We start from the raw sequence: 25,559 nt of genomic DNA on the forward strand, positions 1-25,559 counted from the left end.
TCACACATTCTGTCGATTTGTCTCCATGACGAACCGTTCAATCGATTCCGCCATTTGGGCTGGTCGAAGTCCAATCTCTTCTAAGAGCTGGTTGACACCGCCATGCTCGATATATCGATCCGGAATACCGAGACGTTGAACACGCGGGTACGCACCAGTTTCGTTCGCATGTTCGAGCACGCTACTACCAAAGCCACCAGCGAGAGCGGCCTCTTCTAATGTAACGAGCGGGATTCCCTCTGCATACAGTGACGCCAGCATCGTATCGTCGAGCGGTTTGATTGTACGACAGTTGATCACGCGCACACTGAGCTTTCCTTCTAATAGTGCACGGACTTCGAGAGCGTCTTGCACTTGAGGACCGAACGTCAAGATGGCAACATCTGTCCCTTCTGCTTCGACTTCCCAATCATCGAGTGAAATTTCTTGAAGTGTCTCACTCATCGGTACACCGATCCCTTCACCGCGCGGGAAGCGAATCGCAATCGGTCCATCATCATAACGAAGCGCAGAATAAACGAGTTGTTGCAACTCTTCTTCATCTTTCGCCATCAGGATTCGAATGTTTGGTACGTGACGCATGAAGGCGATATCGAACACCCCTTGATGCGTTTCTCCATCTGCTCCAACAAGACCAGAGCGGTCAATCGTGAACACGACGTTCAGGTTTTGACGACAAATGTCATGGACAAGTTGATCGTATGCCCGTTGGAAGAACGTTGAATAGATTGAGACGACCGGTTTCAACCCTTGTGTTGCCTGTCCTCCGGCGAGCGTGACCGCATGTTGTTCAGCGATACCGACATCAAACATACGTTCCGGGAATTTCTTCGTAAAGCAATCGAGCTTCGAACCGACACTCATCGCCGGTGTGATGAGAGTCACCCGTTCGTCCGACTCGGCCACTTTCGTGATCGTCTCCGCGACAACTTTCGAATAGCTTGGTCCTTTCGGCTTCCCTTTGATGACTTCACCAGATTCAATCTTATAAGGTCCAAGGCCGTGCCATGTTCCGACACCGTCCAATTCTGCCGGACGATAACCTTTCCCTTTTTTCGTGATGACATGAACGAGAACCGGACCGTCGATTTTTTTCGCGTACTCAAGCGTTTCGAGCAAGTCTTTCAAATCGTGTCCGTCTGTCGGTCCAAAGTAAGTGAAGCCAAGCTCCTCAAAGAACGTTCCTGGAATGAGGGCAGACTTCAACAGATCTTTCACTCGTTCCCCGCTACGTTCAAGCGAGCTCCCAACGAGTGGGATATGTTTGATGAGCGATTCCATTTCTTCACGCGCATGTTTCAGCTTACGTGATGCACGAATACGGCCGAGCATGTTGTGCATGGCTCCAACGTTCGGTGCAATCGACATCTCATTGTCATTTAGAATGACGATGACGTTCTGCTTTTCAGCACCGATGTGATTTAATGCTTCGAGTGCCATTCCCCCAGTCAACGCACCATCTCCGATGATGGCAATGGCTCGATCGTTCGAACGACCTTTCAACTCATTCGCGATTGCAATCCCCATCGCGGCAGAGAGTGATGTCGAACTATGACCTGTTTCCCACACGTCATGCTCACTTTCGCAACGTTTTGGGAAACCACATAACCCATTGTATTGTCGGAGAGTATCAAACTGGCTCGTACGTCCTGTTAAAATTTTATGAACGTATGCCTGATGACCGACGTCCCATACGAGTTGGTCTTTCGGACTGTCAAATACACGGTGTAAGGCAAGCGTCAACTCCACTACTCCTAAGTTTGGCGCCAAGTGCCCTCCCGTTACTGCCAATTTTTCAATCAAGAATCGTCTAATGTCTGAACCGAGTGCTTCGAGTTCCGATACAGACATCCGTTTCAGGAACGACGGGTCTTGAATGGATGTCAAGTCCATAATGACCATCCTTTCTCCTCACATTTTACTGATTCGTACCTTTCATTTTACAAGAATGTGACGGCAGATGCCACACATTCCCCTAAAACAAAGGTGACACGATGTGCTCATCGTGTCACCGGGGTTCAATGATTTCGCTTCACTACAAATGACAACATCTCAAGAAGTAACGGCGCTGGAACGGAAAGCGATTCAATGGCATCTTGTGCCGCTCCCACTTCTTCGTTCAGAGCGCGCTTCGCTCCATCCAAGCCGAGTAGTTTCGGATATGTTGTCTTGTCATTCTGTTCGTCCGAGCCGACGCGCTTTCCAATGGCTTGCTCATCTCCGATGATGTCTAGAATATCGTCTTGAATCTGAAAAGCGATTCCAAGATGACGTCCGAACTGTTTGAGGCGCGCCCGATCTTCTCGAGAGGCACCGGCCAAAATCGCACCGGCTTCAAGTGCATAGACAAGTAGCGCACCCGTCTTACGCTCATGGATCGATTGGAGCTCTTGGAGCGTGACGTCAGACCGTTTTTCAGCCAACATATCGTCTAACTGACCACCGACCATTCCTGAACTGCCTGCCGCCAAACCGAAAATGCGAATGATTTCGACGATGTCAATTGCTGGGATCGGCATTTCAGTAAGAATACGAAACGCATCTGTCAATAGGGCATCCCCTGCCAAGATTGCGGTCGCTTCATCGAACTGCCGATGGTTCGTCGGACGACCACGACGAAGATCGTCATCATCCATCGCAGGCAAGTCATCATGTATGAGCGAGTATGTATGAACCATCTCGAGTGCGGATGCGACTTCCCGCCCGCGCACGACCGGAACGCCGTACGTTTCAAGAACGGCATAAACGAGGGCCGGACGAATGCGTTTCCCGCCAGCCTCTAGCGAGTACGACATTGCATCTCGAAGACGTTTCGGCATCTCACTTGATTCGATGAGTTCCTGCATCGTCACTTCGACAGTTCGCTTCCATTTGTTCAAGTCATCGGTACGGTTCATGCGGACCCTCCTTTTTCACGAAGGGTACCGTCAAGTTCTAAAATTTCATCCATTTTCTTTTCTGCGGCAGAGAGTTTTGTCTGGCACATTGCAGACAAACGGACACCTTCCTCATAAAGAGTCATCGCTTCCTCTAATGGAACATCACCGCTCTCAAGCTGCGCAACGATTTGTTCGAGGCGCTCAAGCGCCGCTTCAAATGTCTGTTCTTTTTCCGTCACCGACAATCCTCTCCTTCACCTCGGCGACCGCATGACCATCTCGAAAACGGATTGAAATGTCACCGTCGCGTAATTGTTTCACATTTTGTACATAGACACCATCTTGTTCAATGAATGTATAGCCACGTGATAATACAGCTAGTGGACTAACCGCGTGCAATCGCCCTACTTGGTGGGCGAACTGTTGTTTTGAATGCTCCAATGGCTTTGTTCGATGAAGTCGATCGACTGTTTGATCAATCTTCTCCCCATGCTGCGACAACGTCTTTAAGAATCGTTTTACATCGAGCTGTTGCGACAACTGACGAAGCTGATGCGTCGCTTCGTTCAGATGACGCTTCATCCCTTGCTCAAGGCGGACTTCCGATTGGGCAAATCGTTCCCGTTTCTGAGAAATTGTATACCGTGGCGATTTCAATCCGTAACTATTGATCATCCGTTCGACACGGGTGCGAGAATCTTCCAGTTGGTTTTTGATGGTTTTGTGCAGATGGATGTCCAAACGCTCAATATCTTTTCGTTGCGCCTCGATCATCGCTGTGGCAAGTTCCGCCGCAGCTGTCGGAGTCGCTGCCCGAACATCAGCGACAAAGTCGGACAGCGTAAAATCCGTTTCGTGACCGACAGCTGAAATGATAGGAATGGTGGAAGCATAGATTGCTTCCACCACGACATCTTCATTAAATGCCCACAGTTCTTCAATAGAACCTCCCCCACGACCGACAATGAGTACGTCACAATCGGTGCGTTCGTTCATCCAGCGAATGGCAGACGCGACTTGTGGGGCCGCCATCTCGCCTTGTACAGCAACAGGGGCGAACGTAATGGCAACATGCGGAGCACGACGACGAAGTGTGGTCGCGATATCGTGCAGTGCAGCACCCTTAGGAGACGTCACGATCCCGATTCGTTCTGGAAACTTAGGAAGCGGATGTTTTCGATTCTCGTCGAACCAACCCATCTCCTCGAGTTCTCGTTTTCTCGCCTCATATCGTTCAAACAGCAGACCGATGCCGTCTTGGCGCATCAATTCGACGTATAGTTGCACATCACCTGTCGCCTCATACATCGTCACCTTCGAGACGGCGATGACCTTCATCCCATCTTTCGGTTCGAACTGAAGCTGCTTGGCATCGCGAGAAAACATGACGGCTTTCATGCGAGAGGCGTCATCTTTCAACGTGAAATAACAATGTCCAGATGAATAGCGTTTGAAGTTTGAGATTTCACCGATGACTGCGACTTGCCGAAGCAATATATCATCATCGAGTTGTCGCTTCACATATCGGACAACTTCAGATACCGGAAGTGGGTTAGCCACGTGATGCCACCTCGACTGTATTATGCATGAGCATCGTGATGGTCATCGGGCCGACCCCACCCGGCACAGGCGTGATGGCACTCGCCTTCTCTTTAACGGCTTCATAATCTACGTCACCCACAAGGCGACCTTCGACTCGGTTGACGCCGACATCGATGACGAGCGCACCGGGTTTAACCATATCCGCCGTGACGAGACGTGCACGCCCAACTGCGACAATTAAGATGTCAGCTTGTCGTGTCATTTCTCCAAGGTCACTCGTTTTCGAGTGGCAATATGTGACCGTTGCTGATTCATTCAAAAACAACATGCCTACCGGTTTTCCAACAATTTGACTGCGACCGACGACGACAACGTGCTTTCCGGCAATCTCAGTTTGTGTTTTTGCAAGGTGCAAGATGCCGTGAGGCGTGCATGGAAGTAAGGTATCTAAACCGAGCATCATCTTTCCGACGTTCTCGGGATGGAATCCATCTACGTCCTTTTCAGGAGAGATGCGCATGATGACTCGTGATTCGTCGATGTGTTTCGGTAACGGGAGTTGCACGAGAATCCCGTGAACTTCCTCATCCGCATTCATCATGTCAATCAAGTCGAGCAATTCCTTCTCGCTAATCGTTTCATCAAAACGGAGGACTTGTGAATCGATTCCGATTTCTTCTGCCGCCCGTTCCTTCCCTCGTACATAGCTATGACTCGCTGGGTCATCCCCAATCAACACTACTTTTAATTTCGGTACGATGCCATGTGCGCGAAGATCCGCCACACGCTCTTTTAACGTTTCTCGATACGATGCTGCCACTTGTTTCCCGTCGATCACTACTGCCATCTCTCTCATCCCCCGTTGTCTTTAGGTTTTTCTGTAGTTGGTCTGGTGTCTTATCTCTATTTTTTTAGTCTTCTTTAATGATATTTCCGAGTACGCCATTGACAAGTTTACCGGCCTCTTCGTCTCCGAACGATTTCGCGAGTTCGACCGCCTCATTAATCGTGACGTTCTCTGGAATTGTTTCCACATATAATAATTCGAACGTTGCCATTCGAAGAATCGTACGTTCAACGTTTCCGAGGCGATCCAAGCGCCAGTTTTTCAAGTTCTCGACGAGCAACGCATCGATATCCTCGATATGCTCTAGCGTTCCTGTGACGAGCTGTTCGTAAAACGGATCAGACTCTTCACCGTCCAATGCGAACTCGATTGCTTCGTCTACCTCTAGTTTTGATACTTCGATTTGAAAAAGCGTTTGAATCGCTTTCTCTCGTGCTTCATGACGTTTCATTCAGTTACTCTCCTTTTACATGCTTTCATTGTGATAGTTTAGCATAAAGCACTCATAAATTCAGTACAAAAAACCAGGAAACCGAAATAATGTTCGGGCTTCCTGGTTCGAGTTATTTTGCCAATGACATTTCTTTTTCAACGAATTTCGTATCGAACGTCCCGATGCGGAACTGCTCATGTGCCATGACTTGTTGATGGAACGGAATCGTCGTTTTAATACCAGAAACCGTAAACTCATCCAATGCACGTAACATCTTCAAAATAGCCTCATCACGAGTCGGTGCATGAACAATCAATTTTGCTACCATCGAGTCATAGAAAGGTGGGATCATCGCTCCAGCGTATAGACCGCTATCGACACGAACGCCCATGCCGCCCGGAACGATATATTGATCGATTTTCCCAGCCATCGGACGGAAGTCCATGAACGGATCCTCCGCGTTGATTCGACACTCGATCGAATGTCCCGAGAACGTAATGTCTTCTTGTGAAATAGCGAGTGGATGTCCGAGTGCCACTTCAAGTTGTGCTTGAACGAGGTCGAATCCCGTGATCATTTCAGTGACGGGATGCTCGACCTGAATCCGTGTGTTCATCTCCATGAAGTAGAACTCGTTTGATTCTGGAACGTAAATGAACTCGATTGTCCCCGCTCCCGAGTACTGAATGGCTTTTGCCGCCTTGACGGCCGCATCGCCCATTAGTTTACGGGTTGTTTCATCAATCGCAGGTGACGGTGCTTCTTCAACGAGTTTTTGCATACGTCGCTGAATCGTACAGTCACGTTCACCTAAGTGAATGACATTGCCGAATTGGTCAGCGAGGACCTGCACTTCGACGTGACGGAACGACTCGATAAACTTCTCGAGATACACGTCACCATTCCCGAACGCCTGCTTCGCTTCTTTACGTGTCGCGACCAACCCTTGAACGAGTTCGTTCTCGTCTCGAGCGACACGGATGCCACGTCCTCCACCACCAGCTGTCGCTTTGATGATGACAGGATAACCCATTTCACGGGCAAGTTCGATGGCTTCTTCATCCGTAACAACACCAGTCGAACCTGGAACGACTGGAACGCCGGACTCAATCATCGTTCGTTTCGCCTCATCCTTGATTCCCATCTTGCGAATCGCGTAACTACTAGGTCCAACGAATTGGATCCCACATGCTTCACACATCTCTGCGAACTCCGCATTTTCAGCTAAAAAGCCGTATCCCGGGTGCACCATCGTCGCATCTACTGCACATGCCACCGATAAAATATTCGGGATATTCAAATAGGAATCTTTCGACGGATTCGGTCCAATACAGTACGCTTCATCGGCCAAATGCACGTGAAGTGCCTCGCGGTCCGCTTCCGAAAAGACAGCGACCGTCGGGATATTCAGTTCCTTTGCTGCACGTATGATTCGAACCGCGATTTCTCCGCGGTTAGCAATTAATAATTTCATAACGACCTCACTTCACGCTGAATAGCGGTTGACCGAATTCGACAAGATCGCCGTCAGCAACGAGAATTTCTACGATTTCGCCACTAATTTCCGCTTCGACATCGTTAAACAGTTTCATCGCCTCTAAGATACATACGATTTGCCCCGTCTCCACACGGTCGCCGACATTCACGAACGCTTCTTTATCCGGAGCAGGACGCGAATAAAATGTCCCGACCATCGGTGATGTGATTGTACGATAAGACGCCTTTTCTTGCGTCGCTTCTTCTATTTTCTCTTCAACCTGAGGAGCAGGTGCAGATGGTGTGACCGCTTGTGCCTGCATGACCGGTGCGCTCATGACAGATTGTGTTTCTTTCTTCAGTGACAGTTTGAAATCAGATGTTTCAAGCTCCATCTCATGGACAGAAGACTGGTCCAATAGTTGAATGAGCTCTTTGATTTGATCGATTTGCATCTTTCTTACCCCCTGTTTATACCTGGTACTAATCTCTACTTCACTATAACTGGTCAGACCAATGAATGCAACGAGAAAAAAAGAGTGCTCATTCATTCGAATGAACACTCTGAAAGATTAACCGTTGTAACGACCCATGAATTCTCCAGTACGTGTATCAACCGTTACTTTTTCACCTGGTTCGATGAAAAGTGGTACTTGGATGATATGTCCCGTTTCTACTGTCGCGTTTTTCTTAACGTTTGATGCCGTGTCGCCTTTGACGCCAGGATCTGCCTCAACGATTGTCAAGACAACGCTTGTTGGAAGTTCGATTCCGAGAATCTCGCCGTTATAGTCAGCGATGCTAACTTCCATGTTTTCAAGCAAGTATGGAAGCGCTGATTTAACTTGTTCGCTTGTCAATTCAAGTTGCTCGTATGATTCATTGTCCATGAAGACATACGTGTCACCCATTGGGTAGAGGTACTGCATACGTTTACGCTCGATGTGAGCGCGTTCGATTTTTTCTCCACCGCGGAACGTCGTTTCTTGAATGGCTCCGTTACGCAAGTTACGCATTTTTGTACGGACGAAGGCCGCGCCTTTACCTGGTTTCACGTGTTGGAATTCGATGACTTGCCAAATCGAACCGTCAGACGTTTTAACCGTCAATCCTGTTTTTAAATCGTTAACTGATACCATATTCATTTCCTCCTAAATTCAGACGAGACTTACGCCTCGATCGTGATTAACTCTTTTGGTGACTGCGTCAGACGGTAACATCCGTCTTCTGTGATGACGACATCGTCTTCAATTCGGCAACCACCGACGCCATTGATGTAAATTCCCGGTTCGATTGTCACGACCATACCTGGCTCGAGAACTGTCTCTGAACGGAATGATAATCCTGGCGCCTCGTGCACTTCCATACCGAGACCATGACCAGTTGAATGACCGAAGTACTCGCCATACCCAGCATCTTTAATGATGTCTCGTGTCAACGCATCCGCTTCAATACCTGTTATGCCGGCACGCGTGCCTTCGACACCAGCGAGCTGAGCGCGGAGTACCGTGTCATAGATTCGACGTAATTCATCCGAGATTGGACCAACGGCAAGCGTACGCGTGATATCAGAGCAGTACCCTTTATAATACGCTCCAAAATCAAGCGTGACCAGTTCACCTGATTCGATGACTTTATCGCTCGCCACACCGTGGGGAAGTGCCGATCGTAGACCAGATGCAACGATCATATCAAATGATGATGAGTCTGCACCTTTTGAGCGCATGAACATCTCAAGTTCATTTGCAACTTCTCTCTCCGTGCGACCAGGGCGGATAAACGTCTGGATGTGGGTATACGCCTCATCAGCGATTGCCGCAGCTTCCTTCATAATCTTAATCTCTGATTCATCCTTAATCAAGCGCAGTTTTTCTACGATTCCTGATGTCTCGATGAGTTTAGCATCCACTTCTTTTTCGTAGGTGCGGAACTGACCGACTGTCATCGCGTCTTGCTCAATTCCGAGACGAGCGACCGACTCGCGTGATACGACGTCAGCAACCGATTGAATAAGCGAAGTATCGAGTTGAATGATGTCATATCCTTTCACTTGATCATTCGCTTGTTCCGTATAGCGGAAATCCGTAATGAAACTTGCTGATTTTGTCGTGATGACGATGACACCGCTTGATCCAGTAAATCCTGATAAGTAACGGATATTCTCACGCTTCGTGACGAGCAATGCGTCAATCTCGTTTGCCTCTAACTGTGCTTGCAGTTTGTTTACGCGTTCAATCATGTCGATTCCTCCAATGTTCGAGTAGTGCATGCAAAGCTAACGTATAGCTGGTGAGACCGAATCCTGCAATCACACCGATGCAAACACCAGCGATTTTCGATTCGTGCCGAAAGGTCTCACGAGCATGCACATTCGAGATATGTACTTCAACGACCGGGGCAGCAATCGCGGATATAGCATCTCGAATCGCAATCGACGTATGCGTATACGCTCCAGCGTTCAAGATAACACCTTCGTAATCAAACGCATCGTGGAGGGCATCAATCAACTCACCCTCATGATTTGACTGTTTAAAGATGAGTTCAACATTCTCGGGAGCGACGAGCAACAATTCGGCCGCTAACCCTTTTAATGAAACGTCCCCATACACGTCAGGCTCACGACGGCCAAGTAAATTTAAATTCGGCCCATTTAATACTAAGATCCGCAATCTTCTTCCCCCTCGTTCGTCAAGTCTTATCTATTGTAACAAATTTATCGAAAGAACGTGAATTGTGCCTTCTACCCTTTCGTTTTTTTTATGAATCACGGTATAATTCAAGTACAATACTGTAAGAATCGAGGAAAGTGAATGAATTCTAAACCAACCATCCCCGTCGGAGGACAGGCGCTCGTGGAAGGCGTCATGTTTCAGGGCCGTTCCGAAAGCGCCTCTGCCATCCGACGAAAGGACGGCACCATTGAAACGTTTGAGCAAGCACGAATCCTCGTTCCTTGGGTCCAATCCTTAAAAAAAGTACCGTTCCTTAGAGGAATCGTCGCACTCTATGAATCACTTAAAAATGGGTCCGCTCACATGAACTTTGCGAGTGACCGCTACGATGTCGACCCGAGTGACGATGTACAGTCAGACGATGATCAAAAACAAAGCATTTGGATGATCGCCTTCATCGCAATCGTCGGTGTCGTCTCGTACATCTTCGGAAAATTAATCTTCAACGTGACGCCAGCATTACTTGCGGCCATGTTCCAAGACGTACCGCTATTTTCCGGACATGTGATTCAAAACCTCCTTGAAGGGGGAATAAAATTAGTATTGCTACTCAGTTACCTCTATATTATTTCTTTGACGCCACTCATCAAACGCGTCTTTCAATATCACGGTGCTGAGCACAAGGTCATCAACTGTTATGAGTCCGGACTGCCGATTACGGTTGAACATGTTCGCCAGAGCTCACGTCTCCATTATCGTTGTGGCTCAAGCTTTATCTTATTTACCGTTTTCGTTGGAATTGGCGTCTATATGATCGTGCCAATCGATCCGCTTTGGTTGCGACTCGTCAGCCGAATCGCGCTTTTGCCGGTTGTCATCGGAATCTCATTTGAAGTCCTTCAATTTACTAACCGTTTCCGCGATCATCGCTATCTGTCATTTCTCGGGAAACCTGGACTGTCGTTGCAGTTATTAACGACCCGGGAACCAAACGATGACCAGATTCAAGTCGCCATCGAAGCATTTGAAGCTTGGGAGCGGAAAGAGTTAGGAGAATCGGTCGTTCATAGAGAGGGATAAGAGGAGGAAGCACCATGATCAGACAAAGAATTGGTTCGACCGCTGCAACAATCGTGTTCATCCTTGGTTTCATCGGGGTAGGACATATGCTCGCCACCGACCCCGGTCGCCTGTTTCGGCAATTGTTGTTCATCGGGATATTCGGGTTAGTCTTTTATGTGATCTATCGCTTTTTTATCGGACGACGTATGTCCCCAGAAGATATGCGTTATCGTAAAACAGCACAAGCCTCTAAAAAACGGATGCAAGGTACCCGTGGACCTCAAGTCAGACCTTCCGCGTCCATGAAGAATAAGAAGAACAAAAAACCGGGATCAAACGTTACGAAGTTGTCTAAACGTTCGAGCACACACCGGAGCAACCCTCCTCACTTAACGGTAATCGAGGGGAAAAAAGGCAAGAAGAAAAAGAAAGCGAATATGTAAAAGGAGCGCCGCGGCGCTCCTTTTAATTCGTCTCTACATATCCGATGTAAGGAAGATTTCGATATTGCTCCGCATAATCAATGCCATACCCGATGACAAACTCATCTGGGATTTCAAATCCGACATAGTCTGCGTCCAACTGAACAAGACGTCGTGCCGGTTTATCAAGCAACGTGCAGATTTTCAATTGTTTCGGTTGATGGAGCTCCATATGTTTGCACAAGAATTTCAATGTCTGCCCCGTGTCGATGATGTCCTCGATAATGACCACATATTTTCCTTCGACGTCGAGATCTAAGTCTTTACGAAGTTGGACACTACCGCTAGAGACCGTCTTTTTCCCGTATGAAGACGTCGCTACAGTGTCCAATTGGACGCTACCTTTCATATAACGCATCAAATCTGCCGCAAAGACCATTGACCCTTTCAATACAGCGACGATGACAATCGGTGTTCCCATTGCATCGTGCTCAATTTCCTCTGCCAATTCTTTCACACGCGTTTGAATCTGTTGTTCATCAAATAGTTTCCCTTTAATTTGAATCTCCATGACTTAGGCGAATGTTCGCCGTCACCCCCTAATTATTCAATCCACGATTAATATTAGCATATACGAACCCTAAAAATAAACATTATAAGAATAAAATAAACTTTATGTTCGGTTTTAAGTGGATATTTACTAAATATAAAACGCCAACCGTTTCAGATTGACGTTTTTCCAAACCTTATTCTTCGGTAATTCGTTCTTGTTCGCGGAATTCTTTAAATTGGTCCATGAGTTCCGGTTTATCCTCAAAAAATTCTACGAACTGCGTCATACAGTCAAGTGTATTTGAGCTCAGATGATGCTCGATTCCTTCGACATCCTCGTATACATCTGCTTCATCTACACCGATCAGACGTAAAAAAGACTCGAGCATCGCATGTCGCTCGACCAATCGTTTTCCTATCTTTTGACCTTTTTTTGTCAGCATGAGCCCACGATATTTTTCGTAGACCAAATATTCTTCACGATCCAACTTTTGGACCATCTTGGTGACAGAGGAAGGATGTACCCCTAAATGTTCGGCAATGTCAGATACTCGTGCATATCCTTTCTCTGACATCAATAAGTAAATGCGTTCTAAATAATCTTCCATACTCGGTGTCGGCATGGGCACGACCTCCCCTAATGTTCCGGTTTCCACTTTTATTTTATCCTAACTGGCATGAAATCGAAAGGGAAAGCCCGGATTGATTGAGTCAATCATTGTCTCATGACCTTAAATTCATTATAATGAGATATGGTAACTTTGAAAGAGAAAGGAAGAACATCTATGGGAATCGAAACAATCCTCGTCATCCTCCTATGGGTTGCCTTGATCGCCTATATCGTATGGCGTTTCATGCCAGCTCGCGGGTTGAAAAAAATGAAACAAGAAGAATTCCGCGCTTCACTTCGAAAAGGTCAGTTGATCGATGTGCGTGAACCGAACGAATATAAAGGTGGACATATCGTCGGCGCTCGGAATATCCCGGTCGGTCAGTTGAAAATGCGCATGAAAGAATTGCGTAAAGACCAACCCATCTTGATATACTGCCAAGGTAGTTCACGTTCAAACCAGGCGGCTAAACTTCTCATGAAGAACGGCTATAACAATATTTACATGCTTGAAGGTGGCTTCAAGAACTGGAAGGGCAAGATTAAAAAAGCATAAAGAATGGGCGGTCGATTTGATCATCGACTCGCCCATTTTTTATTTTACAGATGACGTCTCACGACGCTCATATTTCAAAATCGGCTTACGGGCAGCGAGTGTCTCGTCCATCCGTTTGACGACCGTCGTATGCGGAGCCGTCTGAACGATTTCCGGATTCTCTTCTGCCTCTTTGGCAATCTGGAGCATCGCATCACAGAACGCATCGAGTGTTTCTTTTGATTCCGTCTCTGTCGGTTCCACCATGATGCATTCCTCGACATTTAATGGGAAATAAATCGTCGGTGGATGGTAACCGAAGTCAAGAAGACGTTTCGCGATATCGAGTGTACGTACCCCGAGGGCTTTTTGACGTTTCCCTGACAAGACGAACTCGTGTTTGCAATACGTATCATATGGCACGTCAAACGCATCTTTTAGTCGCGCGAACATATAGTTGGCGTTGAGGACCGCTTCACGTGATACTCGTGTCAACCCTTCAGCGCCCATCGTCTTAATGTAGCTATACGCACGAACGTTGATCCCGAAGTTTCCATAGAATGGTTTGATTCGACCGATTGAATGTGGACGGTCGTAATCGAGACCGTATCCATCTTCTGTCTTCGTCACAATTGGAGTAGGAAGGAATGGAATCAAATCGCGTTTCACCCCGACTGGACCTGAGCCTGGACCTCCACCGCCGTGTGGGCCAGTGAACGTTTTATGAAGATTCAAGTGGACGACGTCAAAGCCCATGTCCCCTGGACGAGCGATCCCGAGAATCGCGTTTGAGTTCGCACCATCATAATACAGCTTCCCGCCAGCTCCATGAACGACTTTTGAGATTTCAAGGATATCTGCCTCAAATAGTCCAAGCGTATTCGGGTTTGTCAGCATGAGCGCAGCTGTATCCGCTCCAACTTTTGACTTCAAATCATCCAAATCGACAAGTCCGCGCTCATCCGACTTGACGGTTACCGTCTCAAATCCAGCAACGACTGCAGACGCTGGGTTTGTTCCGTGCGCCGAGTCTGGGACGAGTACTTTCGTACGAGCCGTATCCCCATTACGCTCATGGAACGCTTTGATCAACATGAGACCTGTCCATTCACCGTGCGCCCCTGCCGCAGGTTGCAATGTGACTTCGTCCATACCTGTGATTTCAGCGAGTTGCTCCTGTAAGTCCACCATGAGTTCGAGCGCACCTTGAATCGTTTCAACCGGTTGCAACGGGTGAATATGTGCAAAGCCAGGAAGACGAGCCATATCTTCGTTCACTTTCGGATTATATTTCATCGTACACGAACCGAGCGGATAGAAGCCTGAATCGACCCCATGGTTTCGGGTAGATAGAGACGTGTAATGGCGAACGACATCGAGTTCAGATACTTCCGGAAGTTCCGCCGCCTCTTTTCGAATCATCGTAGCCGGTAACAACGTCTCAAGGTCCACCTCTGGGACAGTCGGTGTCGGCAAATTATATCCAGTCCGTCCTTCACGTGATACTTCAAAAATTAGCGTTTGCTCGTGTTGCATTATTTCATCCCCCCAACCACTTCGACAAACTGGTCAATCTCTTCTTTCGTACGCAACTCCGTCGCGCAAACCAACATCTGTGTCTGACGTTCCTCTTCATACGTACCGAGCGGGAGACCACCAATCATCCCATGCTCAAGTAGATGACGCGACACGTCTTCTGCGTCACGCCCAAAGTCAACGACAAACTCATTGAACATCGGTCCTTCATCAATGATGTTGAATCCTGCAGCTTTTAACGTTTCTTTCATATAATGAGCAGTTTGAATGTTTCGAACGGCCATATCACGAATACCGTATTTTCCTAAAGCAGACATCGTGATCGAAGCAGCCAACGCGTTGAGCGCTTGGTTCGAACAGATATTAGATGTCGCTTTATCACGACGGATATGCTGTTCCCGTGCTTGAAGTGTCAACACGAATCCGCGTTTGCCGTCCTCGTCGACTGTTTGACCGACAAGTCGCCCCGGTAGTTTACGCATCAAAGTTTTTTTGACCGCGAAGTATCCACATGACGGTCCACCAAAACTTTGCGGAATACCAAATGGCTGTGCATCCCCGACCGTGATGTCCGCACCGAGTGCCCCTGGCGACTCCAAAATCCCGAGGGCGAGCGGGTTGCTCGACACGATGAAGAGCGCACCGGCTTCGTGAGCCAGCTCCGCCATTTTTTCTAAGTCTTCAATGCGACCGTAGAAGTTCGGATATTGTACGACAAGACACGACGCATCCGTCAAATCAAGGTCGGACACGTCCGTTACCCCGTTCACCACATCTGTGTAGTCAACGGATAGCCCCGGTCCGTCAGCATACGTACGGATTACGTCCTTCGCTTCAGGATGCACCGCACCGGAGACGACGACACGTTTCTTCTTCGTCTGTGCACTCGCTAAGTATGTCGCCTCAGCAAGAGCTGTAATCCCGTCGTACATCGAAGAGTTCGCGACGTCCATCCCTGTCAATTCACAAATCATTGTTTGAAATTCAAACATCGCCTGAAGTTCACCTTGTGAAATCTCAGGTTGATATGGCGTATACGCCGTATAGAATTCAGAACGCAAAAGCATATGGTTCATCACACTCGGTGAAAGATGATCATACATCCCTGCCCCAAGGAAGCTCGGGTACGATTTCGTATGTTTGTTCTTATCGGCCAATTTCGTCATATGACGAACGAGATCGACTTCCGGAAGCGGAGCCCCGATCGCCGCCAATGATGCTTGTTCGCGAAGTGTTTCTGGAATATCCGAAAGAAGCGCTTCGATTGAATCGACGCCGATTGTCTCTAACATGTCTCGTTCATCTTGTTCGGTCATCGGTAAATAACGAAATTCCATTCTGTTCATTCTGAATCCCCCTGTTTCATTTCGTTCGTTTATAGAAAGGTGTCGGTACGCGTTCGGCTTCAATCTTTTTGCCACGGATGTCGATGACAAAACGATCTTCATCTTTGTAACGTGCATCGACTCGTGCCCATGCGATTGATTCATTTACAGTCGGAGGCATCGTACCGGTCGTGACAACGCCGATTACATTACCATTCAATTCAACTTGCGCCCCTTGGCGGGCAATCCCACGACCGAGCAATTTCAATCCGATCAATCGATTCGGAATATTCTCTTTTTGAGTGACGAGTGCTTCCTTACCAACAAAATCAGTATCTAGCTTAACGGCAAAATTGAGATTCGCTTCGAATGGCGTGACCGACTCATCCAACTCATGACCGTAAAGCGGCAAACACGCTTCGAAACGTAATGTATCGCGTGCGCCCAGTCCGCACGGGGTAACACCCTCGGCTTCAAGTGCTTCCCAAATAGCAGAAATCGCTACTGATCGAGCATATATCTCGAATCCATCCTCACCTGTATACCCACTTCTAGAGATGATCGACGGCACACCCGCCACGTCCCCATTCATGAATTTGAAGAACCCGATCTCATCGAGCGCCACATTTGTGATGGTTTGAAGCACAGATTGTGCATGTGGCCCTTGAATCGCAATTTGACCGTATTCATCCGATTCATTCGTCACGACAACATCACCGTTCACGTATCGACGAATGTGCGCTTCATCCTTTTCAATATTTGAAGCATTGACAACGAGCCAATAAGCATCCACATCTAAACGGTAGACAAGTAAATCATCTACAACGCCGCCGTCTTCTAGGCAGAGAAGGTTATACTGGGCTTGACCGACTTTTATCTTCGAGATATCATTCGTCACCAAGTTTTGAACTTGCTCAAGTGCGTCCGGCCCTTCGATTCGAATTTCTCCCATGTGAGATACATCAAACATCCCCACGTTTTGACGTACAGCCAAATGCTCTTCTTTAATCGAAGAGAACATAATCGGCATTTCAAATCCCGCAAAATCAACCATCTTCGCCTTCGGTTCGATTAAATCGAACAAAGGCGTACGTTTCAAAGTAACCTTTTCCATAATATCCCCCAATCCCGAACATAAAATGCTTTTGTTTTTGAAATCTTTCGTTTTCCATTTCACTTTAACAATTTTTAAACCTTCTGCATAGGTAAAAAAGAGAAAAAGAAAAAGGATGGAAAACGAAAACGTTTTCATCCTCATTATTTCATATTTTCGACTCGGTGGAAACGTCAGAACGTTCAATTCCAGCTGTCCGTTTGATTTCATGAGTTAGCTCAACGGCGGCTTGCTTCAATTCAATCGATTCACTCTTCGCATTGACCCCAAACTCTTTTATTTGGGTAACAGATCGGTTGACCGCATCCACGTGTCCTTTGATCTCATTGACCTGTTGACCAATCACGTCTGCCCGAAGTTTAAACCGTTCCGTTAGGCGATTCAAGCGGCCGAATTCAGGCTTCATTTTATTTTTAAATAAGAGGTAACCATATACCCCAAGTCCAACTATTGCTAGTCCAATGATTACGAGATTTATCCAAATCATACGTTCCTCTCCTTCAAACGAATAATGTATTCTGCAATGTCTTCTGGCGTTTGCGTTGCATCAATAGACTCGTCCGCTTCCCGGTAGGAGGCATCACGTCGCTCATATAACTCCTTCACTTTCGTTCGTCCTTTTTGAACTAGCGGGCGATCAGATGCCTTGATCCGTTCCCAACATATTTCAAACGGCAGGTCTAAATGAAGCACAGTCCCATGATCACGCATCCATCGCATATTTTCAGGTCGCTCAATAATCCCGCCTCCTGTCAGTACAAAGTCCGCGTCGACTTGTCGTAGAACTTCTGTTTCTACTTCCCGAAACGCTGACTCACCGAACTGTTTAAAATATGTAGCAATATCCATCCCTATCTGGGCTTCAATACACTGATCCAAATCAACCGTTTCACCCGCTTCTCTCAATAGTGGGAATAAGGTAGATTTACCTGTACCCATAAATCCCACAATGTAAAACGGTTTGTCATTCATACGTCATCACCTCTTTATGGCGTTCACCGGATGATAATACCATGTCCACTTCAGTTCGATTTGGTGCAATCGGCCGACATGTCACAGTACCCGTCGGTTTATGAATCGTCAAAGGGTGCTCTTTGCATCGTCCTTTTGCCAATAACAAATGTGATTCGAAACGAATAGACAATATTTCATCGGAGATTTGCCTTGTCGTTCTCTCTACATCAGTATACCAAAATAATGCAGCTCCTAGTAACCATACAATCAAGGTCAGGGTGACGATGAGGAAGAATCCGCGTTCATACACATGACGAACCGCTCTCTTTTGTACGATGAATCGATCCATGAAATTTGAAATCCTACCCCGACCGATTCGACATGATACTGATCGATTCCTCTTAAAAAGAGTAAGTTCCCTCCTCCGTCTCCCACCATCACCAAATTGCCGTTTACCTGTTTGATTGTCCATGGCCACCGCTCCTCATCCGATTTGACGAAATCACCTCGCAACCGCCCGGCATCGACACGGCAATTTTCACTCCCCATCAAACGACGTACAATCAACTGCGGTGTCGTATGATGGTTCCATTTAGGCTGTTCATAAAGATATTGACCTAGAGTAAGCAGTTCAACTAAAAGCAAAAGAAACATGGGTAGAATCAGCAAAACGAACGTCATTTCAATCATCGTAAACCCATTTTCATAATGTCGGTAAACAAAACTCTTTCTCACAAACTTGTTCACGTCCTGACGGTTCAGCAGCCTCAAGTAGCACCTCCCCTTGTAATCGCTCAAAAATAAACAACGTTTCACTCAGTCGATCGACTCGTTCATTCCCTTGCATTACGAATGATGTCAATATGAAGATCCACCCCATCACAACCGCAATGCTGACACTCAATTCCCACAGTGAATAGCCCATCTCATCCATCTTCACGAACAACCACCTCCGGTTCGTATGTACCGATTCGAAACTTAAGCGTCACAGACGTTTTTCCACTGACAAATTTCCATTGTCCTGCATAAGCCGCCGTCGCTTGTGAAAAGGTGATTGTATGATATGACGGCAAGTACACTTTTACGCCACTTGGCACATCTACTTCTCGAACCACACTTCTCCCACATACAATAAGGTATGTTTTTTGTTTCGAAACCCAAAGCAATTTTGGCACGCAACTCCCATCCTCAGAAATATACGGATACTGTCCCGCTTCTTGAATGTCGGCAACTAATGAGTCAGTAAAGTCGAAAAGTTCAATTCGTTCGAATGGCTTCACAACCGGGGTGCTGATGAGTAGTAGAAAAGATAAGACCACTAACACCCAGGTCACTTCCACTAACGTATAGCCCCTCATTGTTTAGTCAATGTTCCGTCGAGAGGCGAATACGTATAGTCGACCGATTGACAACTATAAACGAGTGGGTCTTTAGCAGAGGCTCGATTGATTTCCTCTAACGTCACCGGATATCCTTTATGCTCTGCGTAGTGCAAATTAATTTCGGACTCGACAATTCGCACGCTCCCTTCACAACTCACTTGATCCGCCCGCGACTTCCCTTCCGTTAGAGATGGGACAAGCAATAAGAGAAGTACAGAAATAATCAACAGAACTGCCGCCATTTCAATCAGTGTGAACCCTTCCTCTTCCTTCATGTGTAAGTTCCCCCTTCATAATTGGGCCATAATGAGTTTGACCGGCAAATACAAGGTATAAAATAAGACTGCAATCATCATGCTCAACACACCATATAAAGCTGGTTCTACTTTTTCAATTAGACTTCGAATATACTGCTCCATTTCTTCGAAAACGAGCTCTCGATGAAGGGACATCAATTCGCCGAGCTCACCACTCATCGCCCCTACACCCAATAAACTCACGACCTCATAATCAATAAACGGCTCACTTTTCGTTGCGTCCTCAATACTCTTCCCGTCAGACATTCGCTGATGAATTCGTTTTGCCAGTTCAGCCATCTCCCCTTCCTCATCGGAAAGTCGCGAAATGATTTGACGGATATTCGTCTCGGTCTTCTGAAGCAATGACAGTTCACTGACGAATAGATACGTCATATATAATGTTTTTCCTCGTTTCCATATGTAGAATGGAAGTTCGGTTCCTCTCCGATGTAAACCGTATAAGATTACGCCTACCGTGAAGAACGTACAGAATAGGATCGGAAAGAACCAACGGGATAATAGAACCGTAGCCACTCCACTATGCGATGAAAGATCTACCATTCCCATCAACTTCGGAAATATGTATAACGCATAAATCATGCCTAACAGAAGTAGGATGAAAAAAATGAGCAACGGATAGCGGATGAGTCGTTTCAATTCATTTTTACCGCGCTGCCTCATTTCTAACACTTGAACAACTTGAGACAATCCATCGATGAATCGACCGCTCTGATCCGCTGTATGTAACATCTCTTGCATCTGTTTATTCGTGACAATCACCGAGAACACTTGAGACAACTCTGTGCCCGACTCTAATAGCATCCTCATGTGATGAACCTTTTCTTTCATGTTCCCTCTCTCATGAAACTCCAATGTTTCCATCGTCGTTTTAAGCGAGACACCTCGGGACTGAAGACGTAGGAATCGTTGAATCAATCGAGCGGATGAGTTGAAGTCAGTGCGGACCATTCACAAGTCACCTCCTGATTCCGGGTCAATACACACCAATGTCTTTCAACAGACGACTTCCCAAGAAGCTGCTCCAATCGTCTCTCTCCGTCTTCTATGGATGCTGTATGGAACGTGGTAATAGTCATATGTCCACTGAGCGCGGCATCATATGCGACAAGTAGCTCTTCTTCAGTCCGAACTTCCCCGATGACAATGATATCCGGATCTGCACGAAGCGTTTCTTTTAACAACTGCTGATGCCCTAGTCCTGCTTTCGCGTTCACCTCTAATTGAATAACCCCTTCAACGACCTGCTCCGGTGGGTTCTCAATCGTTACAATTCGTTCATGCTTCAATTGATTTAATAATGCATATAATACCGTGGTCTTCCCAGCTCCAGTAGACCCACCTATGAAGAATAGTCCACGACGAGCCGCTACCATTTTGTTAAAACGTTCTACATCATGTACATGTAGCAGTTCATCAAGTTCGAACACATGGTGCGGAATCCTCCAAGACATCATCGTCTGAGTAAATGAAGGCAAAAATGTCACTCGAATCACATCTTGATTCAGTTCGTAGACACCAGACTGCGGAATCCGTTGATTCGTTTCAGATAATGAACACCAATAGCGCATATGAAACGTCAGTCGATCATACAGATCAACATCGATTGATCGAAACTCGACTAATCTCATCGCAGATCTGATTTGAATTTTCACCTTATCGAAATCCGGTATAAAGTGAAGATCGCTCGCGCCGACTCGACGGGCCGAAATCACTAGTTCTTCAATGAGCTCCTTCATCTCGATCACCTCGCTACAAGCATAAAAAAAAGCCCACTAAGTTAAAAGTGGACTTGTTTTATGAAACTTGGACTGAAACGACATTATGACGACGCGCATATGTTTCGATTGAAACCTTGTCATAGCCGACAATCACTTCTTTTCCATCAGTCAGGATCGGACGTTTTAGTAGTTTTGGATTTTCACTCATCAATTTGAGTAATTCACTTAATTTCAAATCCTCCACATCAACATCAAGTTGTTTAAAGGCCTGGCTTCTCGTCGCAAGGAGGGAGTCAACGCCTTCCTCACTAATCGCAAGTAACTGTAATAGTTCATCGACAGTCGGTGCATCTCTGAAAATATGACGTTCACTCACTTGCAGTTCCTGTTCTTGTAAAAACGCTTTCGTCTTTCTACATGATGTACAACTTGGATACGTGTAAAACATTAGTTCTGATGCCATTATATGTTCCTCCCTCATTCAACTTCTCACTTCGCTCAGTTTGTATAAGTTGATTATACATCTCTATACCCATTTTGTACACTTTTTGTACAACTTTTTTAATTTTTTTGTACAACTTTATTTTCCGTATTCACTTCACATATTTTTCACGATTATTTTGCTCAATTCTCACGTTTCCATAGCATTTTTTCGAATGTGTTGGTAAAATAGTGAATGAGAATGGAATAATGCACGTATGGGGGGATTAACATGGCAAGAATGTTTCGTGTCCTAGGCTTTTGGACTGGGTTAGTAGCGGCACTTGCTTTCGTAGGCGCACTAGGCGGCGACCAAAGCAGTAGTGAACATACCGGCGACTTTATCGTGATGGGACTTGTCTTCTTAGCACAAACGATTTTCTTCGTCGCTCTTGGTTACTTAAAGTTAACTGAAAAAACGTATGTATATGTGTTCGGTGCGTATTTGACAATTTTCTTCGTTGTCTTTACGTATTGGAGCAACTTCCAAATGTAAAAAAGATTGTCTCACCGGAGACAATCTTTTTTATTATGTGAAAAACGGATTTGTACGTTTTTCTTCTTCGAGCGTCGTCTGCGGACCGTGTCCCGAGTAAAGGATCGTCTCATCAGGAAGGAGTTGCTTCATCCGATCGATAGACCCCATTAATGTTGACTGGTCACCACCAAACAGATCCGTCCGTCCGACGGATTGTTTAAAAATCAAGTCACCACAAAAGGCAGTCTTTTCATCAGCCATATACAATACGACACTTCCTGGGGAATGACCCGGTGTATGATAGATTTGAAATGTGAGATTCCCGATTCTTAAAACATCACCTTCATATGTTTTCTCTGCGGGTTTCATCGAAGGCATCGGTAAATTAAACGCAGAGGCCCCATTCTTTTCTCCATTCGTTAACCAATCGGTTTCAAGACGATGTATATACACAGGTATTTGATAGCGTTCGCGAAGTGCATCGATGCCACCGATATGATCAAAATGCGCATGCGTCAACAATATCGCCGAGGGTGTCCCGAATCGATCGATCACTTCAAAGAAGCGTGGATCATCGGTTCCTGGGTCAATGACGACCACCGTGCCATCCTTTTCTAAGACGTATCCATTCTCTTGCGCTAAACCAGATGTAATCTTTTTGATTTGCATATCGTTCATCCCCTTCTTGTTCAAAACAATATTGTGGCAAAATTGTATCGATGTCAACCTTTACTCGACAGCGCCCTAATAATCGGATAAAATAATAATGATATTTCAGTGAAATTTTTATGAATTTCATGACGTATAATTAAAGGGGGAACTCGTCATGCATTTGTATGAACCGTTCGGATGGATGTCCGTCATCATTGCGATTGTGGCTATCTGGGGAATGCTTCGTTCATTCCAAAAACGCCAATTCTTTCCGCTCGTATTTGCAGGTTTAACTGTACTCGTATTCGGATTCTTTGGAATCGCTACCTTAATCTACGGTGGAATTCCAGGTTAATTGGCATCACGCAATCATTAAGCGACTTCGGTCGCTTTTTTGTTTCATTTTTTTAGTTGAACCTCTGTCCATGAAAATGAATTCAAATAAAAAACGGACCGTTCCACTAAATGGATCGGTCCGTAAACTGCTTATTCTTTTGTCTGTTCTTTGAAACGAAGAAGATCGGAATAAATTAAGTCGTCGTTCATTTGCAAAATCTTTTCCGCTTCTTCTGTCATCGGACCACATAGCGACGTGTCTTCCACAACTTCACCAGAAGTCGCATTGTAACATGTCGATTGTGTCCATACATACTCATCCGTCACGACCGTACCGTCACGGAAAATAGCACGACTGTTACGATTTTCTGAGAACAAGTCGTTCCCGAATCCAATCGTATCCGACGTATCAATTCCAAGAAGGTGTAAGATTGTCGGTTTCATGTCAACATGACTCCCGATCGTCTCATGCACTTCACCTTTCTTCTGATCCGGTAAATGGATTGCGAATGGTACTTGTTGTAACTTCGCTACATCGAAAGGCGTCAATTCGTCTTTTCCGAGCAACTCAGCCATCGCATCGTTGTGGTTTGTCGAAATTCCATAGTGGTCACCATAGACGACAAAGATGGTATCATCCCACATCCCGTTCTCTTTCAATTGATCGATGAAGAGGCCGAGTGCGTAATCTTGATAGGCGAGTGCCTGAGGGAAATTGTTCAACGTGGTCGAGCTTGTCTCGAACTTCGGTACGAGCTCATAGTCCTCACTCGGCATCGTATATGGGAAGTGGTTCGTCAACGTAATGAACTTCGCATAATACGGTTCCGGTAATTCTTTAAGCATTGGAATCGATTGCTCGAAGAAGCTATCGTCTAGAAGACCCCACTCTGTCATATTTTCAGGATTACCGAGGTCATAGCTCTTCTCATCAAAGAACTTGTCGACCCCTACATTTTTATACATTTGATCACGGTTCCAGAACGATTTGTTGTTCGCATGGAACACTGCTGAGTAATAGTTGTCTTCTTTAATTAACTCAGGAAGTGCCTGATATTCATTATCTGCGTTCGTAAAGTATACGGCACCACGCGGTAAGCCATATAAAGAGTTATCTAGCGCAAACTCTGCATCCGATGTTTTCCCTTGACCAACAGTATGGTAATAGTTTGGCCAATAATGAGATTCATCGATCAACTTGTTCAAGTTCGGCGTAATGTACTCTCCATTCGGTGCTTTCATATTGTGCGTGAAGTTCTGAGTCGATTCAAACGAAACGACGATGACGTTCTTCCCTTTATACTTCCCGAACAAATCTGGATTCGGTGCAGCATAGTTTTGACGAGTGAACTGTTCGATTGTTGCGAGTTCTGATTCGTCCGCCATTGCCTTTTGAGCAGATGTTTTTGTTTGAAGCATCGCATCATATACATGGAAATTAAATGTTCCGATGTTTTTCACTAAAAGCTCACGGTCAAATGAGCGAGTTAACAATTCAGGGCGCTCCGTCTCAGCCAAAGAAAGGTTGAATAAGAATACAGATACGGCTGCCACAAATGTGATGAGAGCACGACGATGTGATGCCGCATTCTCTTTCAAGTTCATCCGCCATAGAATAAATGGAAGAACGAACACATCACCAAGAATAATCAAGTCTTTCCACTCTAATAATGAAGTGAACGATGAAGAGATCGTCTCCATGTTCGACGGTTGCATGATGACAGGAACTGTCAAATAGTCCGTGAATTCCCGAAAATACACGGCATCCGCAAACAGAACGAATGAAGCAACCGCATAAAGGGTGAAGAGCACCCATTTTTGTTTGTTTCCTTTAAAGAAGAAGTGGAAGGCGAACAGGAATAAGGTCGAACTGATTGGGCTAATCAGTAAGATAAATGCCTGCGCAGTGTTTTCAATCGGAATGTTAAAGAAAAATTGATAGACGATGTACGTCTTCGTCCAAAGCAATAACGTAAAAATCCAAAATAAACGATATTCTTGAAACGAAGTACGGACCGTGTCGTTCAGTCTCGTCGATAGCTTCGAGAAGCGTTGAGATGAATTCATCAGACGGTCTCCTCCTCTTTTCAGTTTTTAGGCAAGTTTTCATAGCCATTTTTATATTTGTTCATACATTGTACAATTCAAAATGAATAGTACACGTCCAGTATCAAGACCAAATCTTACTCCTTTTTTAATAAAAAATCAACTATGACGTTACAAATTTTACAATAT

Annotated in this window: 33 protein-coding genes; 5 read left to right on the forward strand and 28 right to left on the reverse strand. The window is 46.0% G+C overall.

Annotated elements, in window-relative coordinates:
* The 11 genes from dxs to aroQ form a co-directional block, all read right to left on the reverse strand.
* On the reverse strand, nt 1-1,893 hold the full coding sequence (dxs, locus tag KNO66_RS05280; RefSeq protein ID WP_214741088.1) for a 1-deoxy-D-xylulose-5-phosphate synthase: 1,893 nt from the start codon (nt 1,891-1,893) through the stop codon (nt 1-3).
* 125 nt (nt 1,894-2,018) lie between these two features.
* A complete protein-coding gene (locus KNO66_RS05285; protein WP_214741089.1) occupies nt 2,019-2,897 on the reverse strand; it encodes a polyprenyl synthetase family protein in 879 nt (292 codons plus the stop codon).
* The gene (gene xseB / locus KNO66_RS05290; protein ID WP_214741090.1) at nt 2,894-3,118 is read right to left on the reverse strand and encodes an exodeoxyribonuclease VII small subunit; all 225 of its coding nucleotides are present in this window, start codon (nt 3,116-3,118) and stop codon (nt 2,894-2,896) included. Before xseB ends, KNO66_RS05285 begins: the two co-directional genes overlap by 4 nt.
* Nucleotides 3,093-4,439 (reverse strand): exodeoxyribonuclease VII large subunit, encoded by a 1,347-nt coding sequence (gene xseA / locus KNO66_RS05295; RefSeq protein WP_214741091.1) that lies wholly within the window; start codon nt 4,437-4,439, stop codon nt 3,093-3,095. The genes xseB and xseA overlap by 26 nt, the downstream gene beginning before the upstream one ends.
* Nucleotides 4,432-5,268: a bifunctional methylenetetrahydrofolate dehydrogenase/methenyltetrahydrofolate cyclohydrolase FolD gene (folD, locus tag KNO66_RS05300; RefSeq protein ID WP_214741092.1), complete on the reverse strand. Its 837-nt coding sequence runs from the start codon at nt 5,266-5,268 to the stop codon at nt 4,432-4,434. Before folD ends, xseA begins: the two co-directional genes overlap by 8 nt.
* A gap of 64 nt (nt 5,269-5,332) precedes the next feature.
* Nucleotides 5,333-5,719 carry a transcription antitermination factor NusB gene (gene nusB / locus KNO66_RS05305; RefSeq protein WP_012726574.1) on the reverse strand — a complete coding sequence of 129 codons (387 nt, stop codon included), beginning with the start codon at nt 5,717-5,719 and terminating at the stop codon, nt 5,333-5,335.
* A gap of 112 nt (nt 5,720-5,831) precedes the next feature.
* Complete coding sequence (gene accC, locus KNO66_RS05310; protein WP_214741093.1) at nt 5,832-7,175, reverse strand: acetyl-CoA carboxylase biotin carboxylase subunit; 1,344 nt, start codon at nt 7,173-7,175, stop codon at nt 5,832-5,834.
* Nucleotides 7,176-7,182: 7 nt separating this feature from the next.
* Entirely contained in the window at nt 7,183-7,632 is a 450-nt protein-coding gene (accB, locus tag KNO66_RS05315) for an acetyl-CoA carboxylase biotin carboxyl carrier protein (protein WP_214741094.1), read from the reverse strand.
* Nucleotides 7,633-7,749: 117 nt separating this feature from the next.
* A complete protein-coding gene (gene efp, locus KNO66_RS05320; RefSeq protein ID WP_214741095.1) occupies nt 7,750-8,316 on the reverse strand; it encodes an elongation factor P in 567 nt (188 codons plus the stop codon).
* 29 nt (nt 8,317-8,345) lie between these two features.
* Nucleotides 8,346-9,413 (reverse strand): M24 family metallopeptidase, encoded by a 1,068-nt coding sequence (locus tag KNO66_RS05325; RefSeq protein WP_353048563.1) that lies wholly within the window; start codon nt 9,411-9,413, stop codon nt 8,346-8,348.
* Complete coding sequence (gene aroQ / locus KNO66_RS05330; RefSeq protein ID WP_214741099.1) at nt 9,409-9,846, reverse strand: type II 3-dehydroquinate dehydratase; 438 nt, start codon at nt 9,844-9,846, stop codon at nt 9,409-9,411. The genes KNO66_RS05325 and aroQ overlap by 5 nt, the downstream gene beginning before the upstream one ends.
* Nucleotides 9,847-9,987: 141 nt before the next feature.
* On the opposite strand from aroQ, the gene KNO66_RS05335 reads away from it, so the two are divergent.
* Together KNO66_RS05335 and KNO66_RS05340 are read left to right on the forward strand one after the other, a co-directional pair.
* Complete coding sequence (locus tag KNO66_RS05335; RefSeq protein WP_214741101.1) at nt 9,988-10,929, forward strand: DUF1385 domain-containing protein; 942 nt, start codon at nt 9,988-9,990, stop codon at nt 10,927-10,929.
* Nucleotides 10,930-10,943: 14 nt separating this feature from the next.
* The gene (locus KNO66_RS05340; protein WP_214741104.1) at nt 10,944-11,354 is read left to right on the forward strand and encodes an SA1362 family protein; all 411 of its coding nucleotides are present in this window, start codon (nt 10,944-10,946) and stop codon (nt 11,352-11,354) included.
* 22 nt (nt 11,355-11,376) lie between these two features.
* On the opposite strand, the gene hpt is transcribed toward KNO66_RS05340, so the two are convergent.
* Together hpt and mntR are read right to left on the reverse strand one after the other, a co-directional pair.
* Nucleotides 11,377-11,904: a hypoxanthine phosphoribosyltransferase gene (gene hpt / locus KNO66_RS05345; RefSeq protein WP_214741106.1), complete on the reverse strand. Its 528-nt coding sequence runs from the start codon at nt 11,902-11,904 to the stop codon at nt 11,377-11,379.
* A gap of 175 nt (nt 11,905-12,079) precedes the next feature.
* Nucleotides 12,080-12,508 carry a transcriptional regulator MntR gene (gene mntR / locus KNO66_RS05350; RefSeq protein WP_214741108.1) on the reverse strand — a complete coding sequence of 143 codons (429 nt, stop codon included), beginning with the start codon at nt 12,506-12,508 and terminating at the stop codon, nt 12,080-12,082.
* 162 nt (nt 12,509-12,670) lie between these two features.
* On the opposite strand from mntR, the gene KNO66_RS05355 reads away from it, so the two are divergent.
* On the forward strand, nt 12,671-13,051 hold the full coding sequence (locus KNO66_RS05355) for a rhodanese-like domain-containing protein (RefSeq protein WP_083600098.1): 381 nt from the start codon (nt 12,671-12,673) through the stop codon (nt 13,049-13,051).
* Nucleotides 13,052-13,090: 39 nt separating this feature from the next.
* Here KNO66_RS05355 and gcvPB read toward each other — a convergent pair whose 3' ends face one another.
* The 13 genes from gcvPB to KNO66_RS05420 all read right to left on the reverse strand — a co-directional run bounded on the left by gcvPB (nt 13,091) and on the right by KNO66_RS05420 (nt 21,842).
* Nucleotides 13,091-14,566 (reverse strand): aminomethyl-transferring glycine dehydrogenase subunit GcvPB, encoded by a 1,476-nt coding sequence (gene gcvPB / locus KNO66_RS05360; protein WP_214741110.1) that lies wholly within the window; start codon nt 14,564-14,566, stop codon nt 13,091-13,093.
* A complete protein-coding gene (gene gcvPA, locus KNO66_RS05365) occupies nt 14,566-15,903 on the reverse strand; it encodes an aminomethyl-transferring glycine dehydrogenase subunit GcvPA (RefSeq protein WP_214742387.1) in 1,338 nt (445 codons plus the stop codon). Before gcvPA ends, gcvPB begins: the two co-directional genes overlap by 1 nt.
* A 25-nt stretch (nt 15,904-15,928) precedes the next feature.
* The gene (gene gcvT / locus KNO66_RS05370; RefSeq protein WP_214741112.1) at nt 15,929-17,005 is read right to left on the reverse strand and encodes a glycine cleavage system aminomethyltransferase GcvT; all 1,077 of its coding nucleotides are present in this window, start codon (nt 17,003-17,005) and stop codon (nt 15,929-15,931) included.
* A 148-nt stretch (nt 17,006-17,153) separates the two neighbouring features.
* Complete coding sequence (locus KNO66_RS05375) at nt 17,154-17,492, reverse strand: hypothetical protein (protein ID WP_214741114.1); 339 nt, start codon at nt 17,490-17,492, stop codon at nt 17,154-17,156.
* Complete coding sequence (locus tag KNO66_RS05380) at nt 17,489-17,977, reverse strand: shikimate kinase (protein ID WP_214741116.1); 489 nt, start codon at nt 17,975-17,977, stop codon at nt 17,489-17,491. Before KNO66_RS05380 ends, KNO66_RS05375 begins: the two co-directional genes overlap by 4 nt.
* Complete coding sequence (locus KNO66_RS05385) at nt 17,970-18,149, reverse strand: hypothetical protein (RefSeq protein ID WP_214741118.1); 180 nt, start codon at nt 18,147-18,149, stop codon at nt 17,970-17,972. The genes KNO66_RS05380 and KNO66_RS05385 overlap by 8 nt, the downstream gene beginning before the upstream one ends.
* Before the next feature lie 83 nt (nt 18,150-18,232).
* Nucleotides 18,233-18,613 carry a hypothetical protein gene (locus KNO66_RS05390; protein ID WP_214741120.1) on the reverse strand — a complete coding sequence of 127 codons (381 nt, stop codon included), beginning with the start codon at nt 18,611-18,613 and terminating at the stop codon, nt 18,233-18,235.
* 49 nt (nt 18,614-18,662) lie between these two features.
* Nucleotides 18,663-18,893 carry a hypothetical protein gene (locus KNO66_RS05395; protein ID WP_251128104.1) on the reverse strand — a complete coding sequence of 77 codons (231 nt, stop codon included), beginning with the start codon at nt 18,891-18,893 and terminating at the stop codon, nt 18,663-18,665.
* Nucleotides 18,886-19,284 carry a prepilin-type cleavage/methylation domain-containing protein gene (locus KNO66_RS05400; protein ID WP_353048540.1) on the reverse strand — a complete coding sequence of 133 codons (399 nt, stop codon included), beginning with the start codon at nt 19,282-19,284 and terminating at the stop codon, nt 18,886-18,888. Before KNO66_RS05400 ends, KNO66_RS05395 begins: the two co-directional genes overlap by 8 nt.
* Before the next feature lie 29 nt (nt 19,285-19,313).
* The gene (locus KNO66_RS05405) at nt 19,314-19,616 is read right to left on the reverse strand and encodes a prepilin-type N-terminal cleavage/methylation domain-containing protein (protein WP_214741125.1); all 303 of its coding nucleotides are present in this window, start codon (nt 19,614-19,616) and stop codon (nt 19,314-19,316) included.
* Between the two features lie 15 nt (nt 19,617-19,631).
* A complete protein-coding gene (locus KNO66_RS05410) occupies nt 19,632-20,609 on the reverse strand; it encodes a type II secretion system F family protein (RefSeq protein ID WP_214741127.1) in 978 nt (325 codons plus the stop codon).
* On the reverse strand, nt 20,573-21,397 hold the full coding sequence (locus tag KNO66_RS05415) for an ATPase, T2SS/T4P/T4SS family (RefSeq protein ID WP_214741129.1): 825 nt from the start codon (nt 21,395-21,397) through the stop codon (nt 20,573-20,575). Before KNO66_RS05415 ends, KNO66_RS05410 begins: the two co-directional genes overlap by 37 nt.
* A gap of 58 nt (nt 21,398-21,455) precedes the next feature.
* Nucleotides 21,456-21,842, reverse strand: a complete 387-nt coding sequence (locus KNO66_RS05420) for a Spx/MgsR family RNA polymerase-binding regulatory protein (RefSeq protein ID WP_214741131.1) — start codon at nt 21,840-21,842, stop codon at nt 21,456-21,458.
* A 249-nt stretch (nt 21,843-22,091) separates the two neighbouring features.
* Here KNO66_RS05420 and KNO66_RS05425 point away from each other — a divergent pair, with 249 nt between their 5' ends.
* Nucleotides 22,092-22,355: a DUF2626 domain-containing protein gene (locus KNO66_RS05425; RefSeq protein WP_012726597.1), complete on the forward strand. Its 264-nt coding sequence runs from the start codon at nt 22,092-22,094 to the stop codon at nt 22,353-22,355.
* 33 nt (nt 22,356-22,388) lie between these two features.
* Here the strand turns inward: KNO66_RS05425 and KNO66_RS05430 are convergent, their stop codons facing one another.
* A complete protein-coding gene (locus tag KNO66_RS05430; RefSeq protein ID WP_214741133.1) occupies nt 22,389-23,006 on the reverse strand; it encodes an MBL fold metallo-hydrolase in 618 nt (205 codons plus the stop codon).
* 157 nt (nt 23,007-23,163) lie between these two features.
* Between KNO66_RS05430 and KNO66_RS05435 the strand changes: the two genes are divergently transcribed.
* Nucleotides 23,164-23,343 (forward strand): DUF2759 domain-containing protein, encoded by a 180-nt coding sequence (locus KNO66_RS05435; RefSeq protein WP_214741135.1) that lies wholly within the window; start codon nt 23,164-23,166, stop codon nt 23,341-23,343.
* Nucleotides 23,344-23,474: 131 nt separating this feature from the next.
* Here KNO66_RS05435 and KNO66_RS05440 read toward each other — a convergent pair whose 3' ends face one another.
* Nucleotides 23,475-25,391, reverse strand: a complete 1,917-nt coding sequence (locus tag KNO66_RS05440; RefSeq protein ID WP_214741137.1) for an LTA synthase family protein — start codon at nt 25,389-25,391, stop codon at nt 23,475-23,477.
* Nucleotides 25,392-25,559 lie beyond the last annotated feature (168 nt).

Origin of the sequence: Exiguobacterium sp. s48 (assembly GCF_018617395.1) — a bacterium.
In the GTDB taxonomy this organism is placed as follows: Bacteria; Bacillota; Bacilli; order Exiguobacteriales; family Exiguobacteriaceae; genus Exiguobacterium.